The organism is Branchiibius cervicis (assembly GCF_042661605.1).
In the GTDB taxonomy this organism is placed as follows: domain Bacteria; phylum Actinomycetota; class Actinomycetes; order Actinomycetales; family Dermatophilaceae; genus Branchiibius; species Branchiibius cervicis.
Genome location: NZ_JBHSWJ010000002.1, coordinates 3,477,392 through 3,490,010 on the forward strand (window position 1 = coordinate 3,477,392; position 12,619 = coordinate 3,490,010).

The 12,619-nt window shown below is 67.8% G+C and carries 12 protein-coding genes and 1 pseudogene; 7 read left to right on the forward strand and 6 right to left on the reverse strand.

The annotated features are described in order from the left end of the window. Positions 1–687: 687 nt before the first annotated feature. The 3 genes and pseudogenes from ACFQBT_RS18000 to ACFQBT_RS18010 all read left to right on the forward strand — a co-directional run. Positions 688–1,053: pseudogene (locus ACFQBT_RS18000) on the forward strand (histidine kinase); the annotation flags it as partial. 538 nt (positions 1,054–1,591) lie between these two features. Continuing rightward, on the forward strand, positions 1,592–1,801 hold the full coding sequence (locus ACFQBT_RS18005; RefSeq protein WP_377824839.1) for a response regulator: 210 nt from the start codon (positions 1,592–1,594) through the stop codon (positions 1,799–1,801). Next, positions 1,789–2,205, forward strand: coding sequence for a LuxR C-terminal-related transcriptional regulator (locus tag ACFQBT_RS18010; protein WP_377824841.1), 417 nt, complete (start codon positions 1,789–1,791; stop codon positions 2,203–2,205). Before ACFQBT_RS18005 ends, ACFQBT_RS18010 begins: the two co-directional genes overlap by 13 nt. A gap of 36 nt (positions 2,206–2,241) precedes the next feature. On the opposite strand, the gene ACFQBT_RS18015 is transcribed toward ACFQBT_RS18010, so the two are convergent. After that, complete coding sequence (locus ACFQBT_RS18015; RefSeq protein ID WP_377824843.1) at positions 2,242–2,907, reverse strand: LuxR C-terminal-related transcriptional regulator; 666 nt, start codon at positions 2,905–2,907, stop codon at positions 2,242–2,244. A gap of 68 nt (positions 2,908–2,975) precedes the next feature. Next, on the reverse strand, positions 2,976–3,854 hold the full coding sequence (locus tag ACFQBT_RS18020; RefSeq protein ID WP_377824845.1) for an XcyI family restriction endonuclease: 879 nt from the start codon (positions 3,852–3,854) through the stop codon (positions 2,976–2,978). Between the two features lie 229 nt (positions 3,855–4,083). Here ACFQBT_RS18020 and ACFQBT_RS18025 point away from each other — a divergent pair, with 229 nt between their 5' ends. Beyond that, complete coding sequence (locus tag ACFQBT_RS18025) at positions 4,084–4,536, forward strand: universal stress protein (RefSeq protein WP_377824847.1); 453 nt, start codon at positions 4,084–4,086, stop codon at positions 4,534–4,536. A 22-nt stretch (positions 4,537–4,558) separates the two neighbouring features. Then, a complete protein-coding gene (locus ACFQBT_RS18030) occupies positions 4,559–5,080 on the forward strand; it encodes a DUF6328 family protein (RefSeq protein WP_377824849.1) in 522 nt (173 codons plus the stop codon). Positions 5,081–5,100: 20 nt separating this feature from the next. Here ACFQBT_RS18030 and ilvD read toward each other — a convergent pair whose 3' ends face one another. Together ilvD and ACFQBT_RS18040 are read right to left on the reverse strand one after the other, a co-directional pair. Next, positions 5,101–6,951, reverse strand: a complete 1,851-nt coding sequence (gene ilvD, locus ACFQBT_RS18035) for a dihydroxy-acid dehydratase (RefSeq protein ID WP_377824852.1) — start codon at positions 6,949–6,951, stop codon at positions 5,101–5,103. A gap of 2 nt (positions 6,952–6,953) precedes the next feature. Further along, positions 6,954–7,973 (reverse strand): EamA family transporter, encoded by a 1,020-nt coding sequence (locus ACFQBT_RS18040; protein ID WP_377824853.1) that lies wholly within the window; start codon positions 7,971–7,973, stop codon positions 6,954–6,956. 72 nt (positions 7,974–8,045) lie between these two features. On the opposite strand from ACFQBT_RS18040, the gene ACFQBT_RS18045 reads away from it, so the two are divergent. Continuing rightward, positions 8,046–8,942: a LysR family transcriptional regulator gene (locus tag ACFQBT_RS18045; protein ID WP_377824855.1), complete on the forward strand. Its 897-nt coding sequence runs from the start codon at positions 8,046–8,048 to the stop codon at positions 8,940–8,942. 9 nt (positions 8,943–8,951) lie between these two features. Then, entirely contained in the window at positions 8,952–10,694 is a 1,743-nt protein-coding gene (locus ACFQBT_RS18050) for a cation:proton antiporter (protein WP_377824856.1), read from the forward strand. Between the two features lie 3 nt (positions 10,695–10,697). On the opposite strand, the gene ACFQBT_RS18055 is transcribed toward ACFQBT_RS18050, so the two are convergent. Next, on the reverse strand, positions 10,698–12,068 hold the full coding sequence (locus tag ACFQBT_RS18055) for an HNH endonuclease signature motif containing protein (protein ID WP_377824858.1): 1,371 nt from the start codon (positions 12,066–12,068) through the stop codon (positions 10,698–10,700). 130 nt (positions 12,069–12,198) lie between these two features. After that, positions 12,199–12,510 carry a hypothetical protein gene (locus tag ACFQBT_RS18060; protein ID WP_377824860.1) on the reverse strand — a complete coding sequence of 104 codons (312 nt, stop codon included), beginning with the start codon at positions 12,508–12,510 and terminating at the stop codon, positions 12,199–12,201. Between the last annotated feature and the right edge of the window lie 109 nt (positions 12,511–12,619).

The window sequence follows — 12,619 nt, forward strand, 5'->3', positions numbered from 1 at the left end:
CCCCTGGCCAGTCACCCAACCAAACACGCCGCAGGACGTTAGTGCACCTGGGATCGCACACGGGCATGGCGGTAGCCGTGGGTTCCGCAGGTGTAGTGCTATTCCACCTCCGCCCGGGCATCGGGCGCTCCCGCCGAACCGCCCATTTCTACCTCCGTCGTTCAGCGGAGGCGCGCGTTACACGAAGAGAGGATCTGCCGAATTCGACAAAGCCCCTAACGTTTGCTTATGGACAGCGTGGACCGGCCACCGACGGATCGAGCCGCCGATCCCTGGTCGCTCGTGCGTTCAGTGATCGTCGTCGTTGTCTGCGCGCTGACGGGTTTGCTGGCGGTACTACTGGCGACGGCCGCCAAGAATCCCCAGCTGGAGATCCACTGGCCCAAGGACCTGGACCCCAAGGTCACTGTCATCGAGGTCGTCCTGGTCCTGGTCCTGGCCGCGCTGACCGTGTGGCGGGACCGGTGGCCGGTGCAGTTGAGTCTGATCGCTTCGGCGCTGACGATCCTGTTGCCGCTGGGCGGGATGGCCCCGACGATCCTGATGTTCGACGTGCTGCTCAGCAACGTCCGCCAGCGGTGGCGCATCATCTGCTCGGTCGCGGCGATCCTGGCCATCTTCGTCTCGATCTGGCGCGACACCCAGCACCGCTCGCATGAGACGTCGTTCTGGCGCAACGTCCTGGCGATGCGCGACGGCCAGGAATTCCCGTGGTGGCTGGTCGTCGCCCTCACCGTGCTGATCGCGGCGGTGGTGATCGGCCTGGCCGCATTCGTCCGGGACTGGCGCCGCGCCCATCGGGCCGAGCAGGATGCGCAGGAGGCTCGGACCGAGGCCGGCCGGCTGAGCGAACGGCTACTGCGCCAGCAGGAGCGGGAGGAGGTCGCCCGGGAGGTGCACGACGCCCTCGGTCACCGGTTGAGTCTGCTGAACCTGCACGCCAGCGCGTTGGAGATGCAGGCCGGCGGCAATGAGGCGTTGGCCCGCAGCGCGCGAGTGGTGCAGGAGAACGCCCAGCAGTCCGCCGCCGATCTGCGCGCTCTGCTTGCGGTGCTGCGCGATCCCAAGACGCCCGAACTGCACGACGGTCTTCCCGGCCTGGCCGACGTGCCGGAGTTGTTGGAGGAGACGCGGCTGGCGGGTACACCCATCACCGCGTCGTACTTCGTCGACGATTCCGGTCCGCTGGATCCGGAGTTCAGCCGCGACTGTTACCGCATCGTGCAGGAGTTGCTGACGAACGCCCGCAAGCACGCGCCGGGCCAGCCGTTGCGTATCCACATCGACGTCACTCCTCAGCACGGCGCCGACATCACGGCGGTCAACCAGTTGTCGCCCGCGACACCCGATGAGTTCACCGAGGGCAACGGGTTGCTGGGCATCCGGGAGCGTGCCCGCCGAACTGGTGGTGACGCCGAAGCGGGGATTGAGCACAATGTCTCCACCGGGTCCGGTGACACCGCGGTCTTCCGAACGACCGTCCACTTGCCCTGGCGCGACGCGAAAGCCCCTGAGCGACCCCTGCGGAGGACACCGGATGAGCGACCAGCCGCCCGCTGCCATCCGCGTGTTGCTGGTCGACGACGAACCCATGGTGCGTTCGGGTCTCGCGGCGATCATCGGTACGACCGACGACGTGGTGGTCATCGGGGAGGCCGCCGACGGCGACGAGGCCATGGCCCGGATCGAAGCGGACTCCCCCGACGTGGTGCTGCTCGACATCCGGATGCCCGGTGAGGACGGGGTGTCTGTCACCCGTCGGATCGTGAACCTCGACAACCCCCGGCCGTGCTCATCCTGACCACCTGGGATTCGGATGCCGTGACCCTGCAGGCGATCGGAGCCGGGGCGGCGGGCTTCCTGCTGAAGACCGACGCCGGGCTGGACATCCTGGACGGAATCCGCGCCGTCGCGGCCGGTCGCGGCGCGCTCAGCCAGTCACCGGTGCAGGCCGTGTTGTCGGCGGCCGCCCGCTCGGACACGATGGCGCGGTCCGATGCCCGCGACGCGGTCCGGGCCCTGTCGCCGCGCGAGCGCGAGGCCATCATCGCGTTGAGCGGCCCGGGCAACCTCGACGACGTCGCGGCGCGCATGTTCGTGGCCAAGAGCACGCTGAAAAGTCACATGGAAAGTGCGCAACGCAAACTCGGCGTGAGCAGTCGGCACGAGTTGGCCGTCATCGCCGCGCGGGCCGGGTTGATCTGACCCGACCACGACGCGGGCGTACGCCGCGTGCGTGGGTCAGTCGGAGTCGCGCGTCAGCCGCCCGCGATCGGGCAGCAAACCGTGTTGGACGCCCCACAGCACCGCTTGGGCGCGTGTCGTCACGCCCATCTTGCGGTAGGCGGTGCGGATGTAGGACTTGACCGAGTTGATACTGATGAAGCAGTGCTTGGCAATCGCCTCGTTGGACAAACCCTGCGTGACCAGGGAGACGATCTCGGCTTCGCGAGCCGTGAGGCCATACTCCCGCCCGGGCCATTCGCCGTTGATGCTGCTGGACCGGGTGGTTTGCTCGGTGATGACCACCTCACCGCGGTGAATGCGGCTCAGCGCGTCCACCAGGCCGGCACCATCCAAGGACTTCGACAGGTAGCCGCTGACCCCTTTCTGGGACGCCATCCGGACCAGGGCCGGGTTGACGTTCCAGGTGTAAACCACCACTTTGCCGGCCAGCGGATCTCGCAGCAGGACATCGACGTCGCTGCCGTCGATCTGGGTCTGGCTGAACGCGTCGTACAACGTGATATCGACCGGCGTACTTTCGCCGGACTCGCCCACGGTGACCTCGACGATGCGGATCTGGGCCTCGTACGGTTCCAGCATCGCGGCGATACCGAGGACCACGACGACGTAGTCATTACGAATCGCCAGTCGGATGGGCGCGGCTTGGGCCACTTCGGGCATACCTCGCAGCGTAAGCCGCGCCGCTGAGCTATCCCTCCGCCCTCAGGGGTGAAGGCGCAGGGTCGCTCTCAGTGATCCGCGTCGATCGGGTCCTGCTCCATCAGACCGTTCTGCACACCCCACAGCACCGCTTTGGACCGGCTGGACACGTCGATCTTGCGGTAAGCCGCGCGGATGTAGGACTTCACGGAGTTGATCGACAGGAAGCTGCGGTCGGCGATCTCCTGGTTGCTCAGACCCTCGGTGATCATGCGCAGCACGTCGAGCTCGCGCTCGGTGACTCCGACCTCACGTCCGGGCCAGTCGCCCAGTGCGCGCCGAGCCGACCGGGCTGACATGCGCTCGTGGTCGCGGGACAGCGCCAACTCGCTCAGGTCGCCGTAGCCTTCCGGCGGGGCCGTCGAGTCCGAGCGCTTCCAGCGAGCCAACGGGTCGGACGGGATCGTCGAGTGCAGGCCGCGCGGGGCCAGCATCTGGGCGATGCCGACGTTGATCGCGCGGCACAGACTGGGCAGGTCTTCGCGCAGCGCGGGCGGAACGGCACCGCGGTCTTCCATGACGGAGAACTCGACGATGCCGCCGGTCTCGCTGTAGAACTCAGCGGTCGTCAGGCCCAGCAACAAGCGGTAGTGACCGATCGCCGTGGGCGCCTGCTGAAGCACCGACGGCACGGCGAACACCAGCTCGTCGCGCACCCCGGTGCCCTGCAGCACCCGAAGACCCTCGGTGGGCACGTACTGCGAGATCTCCATCCGCAGCTGGTGCGGATCGATCTGGTGGGAGGCGTGCCGGACGGTGTCGTGCATCCCGTCCCGGCTGGCATAGGCGAACAGCGCGCCCGCGAGCATCTTGCTCTTGCGGTGCGGCACGGCGAAGCGGGTGGCGGTGACATGGACGTCGAATTCGTTCTCGTGATCTGACGTCTGGGTCTCGGTGACGTTGTACACATCGTCCTCCGATGTTTGGGGGTTGGGCTGCCCACGGACATGTTTTGTTGTGAACAACTATTTGTGACTTTAAGGGATTTATCGCCAAATCTGAACCCGCTGAGCGCGCCATTCTGTGCGACCCGGCAATTCCATCCGCAGGGGTGAGGAGCACAATGGAGGGGTGGGCGTGGCCCGCATCTGCACCGGCAGCGTGCCGGCACCGGCTCGATCGAAGGAGTGCACGGTCATGAGCAACGACAGCAAGAACACCGTAATCGTGGGGGTAGACGGGTCGGAACCGTCGGTGAACGCGCTGAAGTGGGGTGCCTTCATGGCCAAGACGAGTGGCAGCCGGCTGGTTGCCGTGACCGCCTATGCGTTGCCGACCGCGATGTACGGCGCGGACTGGGTCACGCTGCCGGACTGGGATCCGCAGGCGCTGGCCAAGGAGTCCCTGGATGCGACTCTCGCCCGGGTGTTGGACGACCCCGATTCGATCGACACCGTGATCCGCGAGGGATCGGCCGCCAACGTGATTCTCGACGAGGGCGACGGTGCGCACATGATCGTCGTCGGAAGCCGCGGTCACGGCGGCTTCAAGGGTCTGCTGCTCGGGTCGGTCAGCTCGGCGGTCGCCGAGCACGCCACGTGCCCGGTGCTGGTCGTGCACGGTGACACCGCGCCGCCCCCGGCAGCCTGAGCCGGCTCCGTAGGCCGATCGCATGTCCGACCCGGAGGTCTGGCACGCCGGGGATTCGGAACGTCACGAGACCCCGACCGAGAAGCTCGATCGCAACTGGACCGAACTGCTCCAGGAGTTGCGGGTCGTGCAGACCGGCGTCCAGATCCTGTCCGGGTTCCTGCTGACGCTGCCGCTGCAGTCCCTCTTCAGCGACCTGGCGACCTGGGAGAAGGTCATCTATCTGGCCGCGACGGTGTGCTCCGTCGTAGCCAGCGGACTGCTCATCGCCCCGGTGAGCGCGCACCGGCTGCTCTTCGCCAAGCACGAGAAGGGTGTCCTGGTCGCGCAGGCCGACACGCTGGCCAAATGCGGTCTGGTCATGCTCGCGATCACCGTCACCTTGGTGCTGATGCTGGTCTTCGCCATCGTGGTCGGACCGCTGGCCAGCATCGTCATCGGCGTGCTGAGCGTCCTGGGCTTCCTGGCCCTGTGGGTCGCTCTACCGCTCCGCACCTTGTCGAAGGCACAGGCCCACGCCTCCGACCGGCGTACGTCGAGTTAGGGCTTGTCGCCCAATGCCCCTCAGCGCGTGGGCAGTTGGCGGACCGCTCCGGTGGACGCCGACGTAGCCATCGCGGCGTACGCCTGCAGCGCCTTGGAGACGACGCGGTCACGCTCGACGGGCGCCCACGGGTGCTCGGAGGCTTCCATCTTGGCGCGGCGCTCGGCCAACACGTCCGCGGGCACGTTGAGTTGAAGCAGCCGGCGGTGCACGTCGATCTCGATCTCGTCGCCGTCCTCGACCAGGGCGATGGTGCCGCCGGATGCGGCTTCGGGTGAGATGTGCCCGACCGAGATCCCGGACGATCCGCCGGAGAAGCGGCCGTCGGTGATCAGCGCGCAGACCTTGCCCAGGCCCAGACCCTTGATGAAGGACGTCGGGTGCAGCATCTCCTGCATACCCGGGCCGCCCGCGGGTCCTTCGTACCGCACCACCACGACGTCGCCGGGCTGGACCCGCTTGCTCAGGATCGCCTCGACGGCTGCCTCCTGGGACTCCACCACGAGGGCCTTGCCGACGAAGTGGAAGAGCTCCTCGTCGATGCCGGCGGTCTTGATGACCGCGCCGTCCTCGGCCAGGTTGCCGAAGAGCACCGCCAGGCCGCCGTCGACGGTGTAGGCATGCTCGACGTCGTGGATACAACCGGACTCGGCATCCAGATCCAAAGTCTCCCAACGGTTCTCGGTGGAGAACGCTTCTGTGGTGCGCACTTCGCCCGGTGCGGCGTGGAAGAGCTCGACCGCCTCGCGACTGGGCGCGGCGGCACGTACGTCCCATGCCGCGAGCCAGGACTCGAGGTCGGGTGAGTGGACACTGTGCACGTCGCGCTCCAAGAGGCCGGCCCGGTCGAGTTCGCCCAACAGGGCGGGGATTCCGCCGGCCCGGTGCACGTCCTCCATGTGGAAGCTGGGGTGGTTGGGCGCGACTTTGGCCAGGCACGGCACCCGGCGCGAGAGGGCGTCGATGTCGGCCAGGGTGAAGTCGACCTCGCCCTCCTGGGCCGCGGCCAGGATGTGCAGCACGGTGTTGGTCGAGCCGCCCATCGCGACATCCAGCGCCATCGCGTTGGTGAAGGCCTTCTCGGTGGCGATCGAGCGGGGCAGGACCGAGGTGTCATCCTGCCCGTAGTACCGCTTGGCCAGGTCGACGATGGTGCGCCCGGCGGTCAGGAAGAGTTCGCGGCGGGCGGCGTGGGTGGCCAGGGTCGAGCCGTTGCCGGGTAGCGACAGGCCCAGCGCCTCGGTCAGGCAGTTCATCGAGTTGGCCGTGAACATCCCTGAGCAGGAGCCGCAGGTCGGGCAGGCCGAGCGCTCGACGGCAGCCAGGCCCTCGTCCGAAACCGCCTCCGCTGCAGAGGCGTTGATCGCGGTGATGAGGTTCGTGGGGGTCTGGGCCACTCCGTCGACGATGACCGCCTTGCCGGCCTCCATCGGTCCGCCGGAGACGAAGACGGTGGGGATGTTCAGGCGCAGCGCGGCCATCAGCATCCCGGGCGTGATCTTGTCGCAGTTGCTGATGCAGACCAGTGCGTCGGCGGTGTGCGCGTTGACCATGTATTCGACGCTGTCCGCGATCAGTTCGCGGCTGGGCAGCGAGTAGAGCATGCCGGCGTGGCCCATCGCGATGCCGTCATCGACGGCGATGGTGTTGAACTCCTTGGAGACCGCTCCGGCCTCGCGGATCGCGCCGGCGACGAGGTCACCCATGTCCTTGAGGTGCACGTGCCCGGGCACGAACTGCGTGTAGGAGTTGGCGATGGCGATGATGGGCTTGCCGAAGTCGTCATCGGTCATGCCGGTCGCGCGCCACAAGGAGCGTGCGCCGGCCATGTTGCGACCATCGGTCGAGGTCTTGGAACGCAGTGCGGGCATGCCTACATCGTAAGACTCTCGTCCGGATGCTGATATTCGAGCCCGGGATGCGGTCGCCGGATCTGATCCCGGCCGGACATCGCCGCTTCTCCGGAGATTCCGGCTGGATTCTGCCGGAGGAGCCGGGATTGCCGCCGCGCGCCAGATCGCCGCCGGGCAATCGCGACGAGGTTCGGTGCGAGTACGCCGAGGATCACCAGGGCGCCCCCGGCAAGGTCACCGGCGGCGGGGCGTTCGCCCAGGACGAATCCGGCGGACAGGAAACCCGCCACCGGAACCAGCATCGAGAAGGGTGCGACGCTGGAGGAGGGATTGCGGGCCATCAGCACCGACCACAGCGAACTGCCGGCGACCGTGCCGAGCAGCACCGTGTAACCCAGACCCAGCCATGCCGGGATCGCCTGGCTGGAAAGCGAGGTCGCCAGCGACGTCGCGATGCGGTGCGGTCCCTCGACGAGCAAGGACAACGCGAGCATCGGGATGGGCGGGATCACGCACATCCACATCATCAGGGCGAACGGCTCGGTGGTGCGGGCCTGACGGTTGCCGATGTTGCCGATCGCCCAGCCCAGACCGCCGGCCAGCACCAACAGCACGGGCACGAGCTGCGCCTGCAGGCCGCGGGTCACGGCGATCACGCTGAATCCGAGCACGGCGAGCCCGATCCCGGTCAGGCGCACCCGGCCCGGCTTCTCCCGCAGGAAGACCGCAGCGAGCAGGACCGTGAAAGGTGCCGACGCCTGCAGGACCAGCGACGCCAGTCCGGAGGGCATTCCTGCAGCCATCCCGGCGTAGAGGAAGACGAACTGCAGGATCCCGAAGCCGACGCCGTAGAGCAGCAACCAGCGGATCGGCGCGGCAGGTCGTTTCACGAACAGCAGGGCCGGAACCGCCAGCAGTGCGAAGCGCAGCGCGATCAGGAAGAAGGGCGGGAACTGTTGCAGCGACTCGTGGATCGCTACGAAGTTCGCGCCCCACAGCGCTGCCACCAGGCAGGCGATGGCGGTGTCCCGTCGACTCATGGGACCAGCCTGCGGGCGCGGCAATCTTCAAGTCTATCGAGAATGTCTTGCCATTCCTTGTAGCGTTACTTCATGGATGAGCGCCGCCTGGAGATGTTGCGAGAACTGGACCGCCGCGGTTCGGTGACCGCCACCGCGGCGTCGCTGCACGTCACGCCCACCGCCGTCTCCCAACAACTGCATCTGCTGGAGCGCGAGGCGCGGGCGACCCTCCTGCGCCGCGTCGGGCGCGGCATCGAACTGACCGATGCCGGAAAGGAACTGGCTGCGGCCAGCGTGCACCTGGCCGCCGCTCGCGAAGAACTGCAGGCCCGATGGGACCGATACCGGGGCGAGGTCGCCGGAACGGTGCGACTGGCCGTCTTCCCGACCGCCGGCCAACGGTTCATCCCCACGCTGCTGACCCGGCTGGCCGATCAACCGCTGATCGAGCTGATCGTCAGCGATTTGGACGTGCACAGCGACGACTACGCGGCGTACGCCGATCGCTTCGACATCGTCGTCGCTCACCGCCCGGTGGGCGACCCGGCGCCGGTCGGTAACTCCTTCACCGTCGTACCTCTCACCCATGAACGTCTGGCCGTCGCCGTGGCCCCCGGCCACCGGCTCGCGGACCGGCACCGGGTGCGGCCGGCGACGTTGGCGCGGGAGGCGTGGATCGGGGTACCTGCGGACTGGCCGTTCGACCGGTTGCTCACGCAGTGGTTCGGCGGCGCGGGTCTGACCCCGCGAGTGGCGCAACGGTTCGAGGATCTGCGGATGCAGGAGGCGCTCGTGGCCGCCGGGCACGGGATCGCGCTGCTGCCGCGGGATTCGGTGGACGACCGCGGCGGGCGGCGGTTGCGGCTGCTGGACACCCTCGATGGCGAGCCGACCCGGCAGATCGAGGCGATCCTGCGACCGGACCGTGCGGCGCGGGCCGTGGTGGCGGAGGTGCTGGGTCACCTGAGGCTGCTGACCTCTCACTAAGGTCGACCCATGGAACTGCTGGTCCTCGGGGTTCTCGTGGTCACGGTGGTCGTTGCGGTCAGCTTCCTCGCCTCGCGGGTGAACATCGCGACGCCGCTGGTTCTGGTCGCCGCTGGGATCGCCCTGACCGCGGTCCCGTCGTTGCGGCACATGGAGATCGACCCGGAGTGGATTCTGGCCGGCATTCTTCCGCCGCTGCTCTACTCGACCTCGACCCGGCTGCCGGTGATGGATTTCCGCCGCGACCTTCCGGCGATCTCGGGACTGTCCGTCGTGCTGGTGGTGGTCACGTCGTTGTCGGTGGGCTGGTTGATGTCGACGCTGATCCCGCAGGTCGGCTTCGCCACGGGGGTGGCGCTCGGTGCGGTCGTCAGTCCGACCGATGCGGTGGCGACCTCCATAGCTCGCAGCCTGGGGGTCAGTCCACGACTGCTCACGGTCCTCGAGGGCGAGAGTCTGCTCAACGACGCCTCCGCTCTGGTGCTGCTGCGCTCTGCGGTAGCGGCGATCGGGACGTCGGTGTCGCTGGCGGGCGTCTTCGGTTCGTTCGTCTACTCGATCGTCATAGCGGTCGCCATCGGCTACGCAGTCGGCCGGCTGGCGGTGTGGGTGCGCGGCCGCATGGGCGACGAAACACTCAGTACCGCCGTGTCGTTCGTGGTTCCGTTCGCGGCGTACCTGCCGGTGGAGCAGCTGGGCGGATCCGGGCTGGTCGCCGCGGTGTCGGCCGGCCTGGTCACCTCGGTCGGCGCCGGGAAGCACCTGCGGGCGCAGGACCGGCTGGCCGACCGGGCCAACTGGAGCACGATCGGGCTGATCCTGGAGGGCACCATCTTCCTGCTGATGGGGATGCAACTCATCGAGTTGGTGCAGGACGTGCGGCAGGAGCACGAGAGTTTGTGGCGGGCCGGCTGGCTGGCGTTCGCGGCGGGAGTAGCGGTGCTGGCCATCCGCGCGGCGTACGTCGCACTGTTGCTGTGGACCGGTAACCGGCGGGTCGAACGCACCGAGAAGGCCAAGGAGTACTGGAGCACCGAGGAGGCGAAGCAACACCTCTACCAGCGGGTCAGCTCCTCGCGGCGGACTGCGGGGATGGACGAGGAGGAGTTACGGCGCACCGGCCGACGGCTGTGGATGCGACGGATCGCCGACTTCGATTACATCCTCCAGGAGCGTTGGGACACGCGCGACGGAGCGGCGCTGGTCTGGGCGGGGATGCGCGGAGCCCTCACGGTGGCTGCCGCCCAGACCTTGCCCGCCGACACCCCGCAGCGTTCGCTGCTGATCCTGGTCGCCTTCTTCGTGGCCGGCGGCAGCCTGCTGATCCAGGGTGGCTCGCTGGGCTGGCTGGTACGTCGACTTGGGCTGACCGGGAACGTCGTCGACCGCAGCGAGATCGAGAGTCTCATCTCGACGATGCAGGCCGCCGGCGAACGGTACCTGGAGAGCCCGGACCTACGACGGGCAGACGGGTCGACGTATGACGCGGACCTGATCGACCGGATGAAGACCCGCACGCAGTCTCGCGCCGACCTGCGTCCGGCGGCCGACGATCCGGAGGGGATCGACCGGGCGAACCAGACGCTGGAGCTGCGGATCGCGGTGCTGGATGCCGAACGACGGCGGTTGCTGGAGATCCGGCAGGCCGGGACCGCGCCGTCGGAGGTGCTGTCAGAATTGCTGAACGTCCTGGATGCCGATCAGATCAGCCTGGAGCTGCGGCGCCGCGAGCCCGGTCCGATGGACAGCTGAGCGTCAGTCGCCGGGGTGGGTGGTGTAGGTGTGGCCGGCGGGGCTGGTCCAGGTGCACACGCCGTGGGGGGTCATGGTGACGGTCCAGCCGCCTTCGTGTTTGGCGCGGTGGTGGTGGCGGCATAGGCATTGCAGGTTGTGGGCGGCGGTGGGCCCGTTGGGGTAGCGGGTCACGTGGTCCAGGTCGGTGAGTTTGGCGGGTCGGGTGCAGCCGGGGAAGCGGCAGTGTTGGTCGCGGGCTCGCACGAACCGGGCTAGGCGGGCCCCGGGACGGTAGGACCGGTCACTGGTTTCGATGACGGTGCCGGTGGTCGCGTCGGTCAGGGCGCGGGTCAGCTTGATCCCGAGCACGTGGGTCATCTGGGTGATCACCTCCGCGGGGATGACCCCCACCCGCGGCAGCAACACGTCCCCGATCCCGCAGTGAGGGTGACCGGCTCTGGTGCTGGCGGGGTGTTCCAACCGGCCTGCCTGCACTGCAACCTCGCACGGCGGCCCGCTACCCGGTGGTGCGGTGTCTGGTGGTGCGGTGTCTGGTGGTGCGGTGTCTGGTGGTGCGGTGTCTGGTGGACCGCTGCCCGGTGGGTCCTGACACCCAGTGGCCGGTTCCCTGGTGTCCCGTTCGTCGGTTTCCCGGTCCCTTGCTTCCCGTTGCCTGCTTTCGCGGGCGGTGGTGTTGAGGTCGGCTAGTTCGCCGGCGATCAACGCCTGTAGTTCCTCATCCAACTCATTGAGCCCGTTGACTGGTTCCAGACCGTCTTCGTGCCAGTGGTAGTCCTGGCAGGCCTCATCGAACGCATCGTTCAGCTCCGACCAGTCCGGTTCCTCACACAACAACTCACCCACTACCAACTCCGGTATCTGCCCGGGTCTCTCGCTGATGGGCGGGGTGATGGGTGGGGTGAGGGGGATCAGGAACGTCAGCTGGGTATCGACACCCACCCCGCGCAGCGCTAGGTCGGTCAACGCGTCGACCCGGCACTGCGGCAACGTTTTGTCGGTGGTGGTGACCTGGTGCAACTCCCTAGCCAGTTCATCGACCGCGGCCATCAGTTTGGCTGCCTCCAGGGTGGGTAGCAGCGCCGTCAACTGGGACAGGCCGGGTTCGTGGTGCGGGCTGACCCACACCCCCACCGCCGACCGGCGCCGCGCCGTTGATGCCTGGTCGGCCCCGACCGGGTCCAGACGCACCCGGACCCGGCGGGCCATCGCCCGCACCTTCGTCGCGGTCAAACCCTCGGGGTCTGTGCTGAGGATCTTGTCCTCGATCGCCTGGGCCACGTGGTCGGGGGCGCCGGTGCTGATCTGGGCTACCGCGCACGCTTTGGCCGGGTCCAACCCCCGGCACCGACCCGATCCAGCAACCGCGGGCACCCGGTGAGGGTGTCCAACGCATCGGTCAGGCGGGTGTGGGTTTGCCGGTCGGACCAACCCAGACCGGTCGCGACCTCCACCGGGAACCACTCATCGGTGAACGATCCTGGTGCGTGGCGGATCACCCGGGTCACCAGCTTCGGCAACCCGCCCTCCAGGGGTTGGGTTCGTCGCGGTACTCGATCGCCGCGGCTTGGGCCAACCGGTGAGTTTGCACCGCCCAGGCACTGTTCTGCACCCGCTGCGCGGCCACCACCTGATCCAACAACACCTCCAGCGACAACCCCGCAAAGTCCTCCCGCACCCGCCCGTAGGCGGCCTGCAGCAACTCACCCGCCGCCGCCAGCAACTCCGCCACTGAGGCATCCGCGATCCCATCCGCCAGCACCGCAGGGCGCGCAACACCAGCCGCTGCGGGGTCCTCAGTGACGGTCACGGACATACCACGAGTGTACTGGTGTACGAACCCCAGAAACAGATATGCACAACCAAATTTCGTAGATGCAACTGCGTTACGGGCCCCATCGGGGGCAAGTAACCCATGTGAAAAA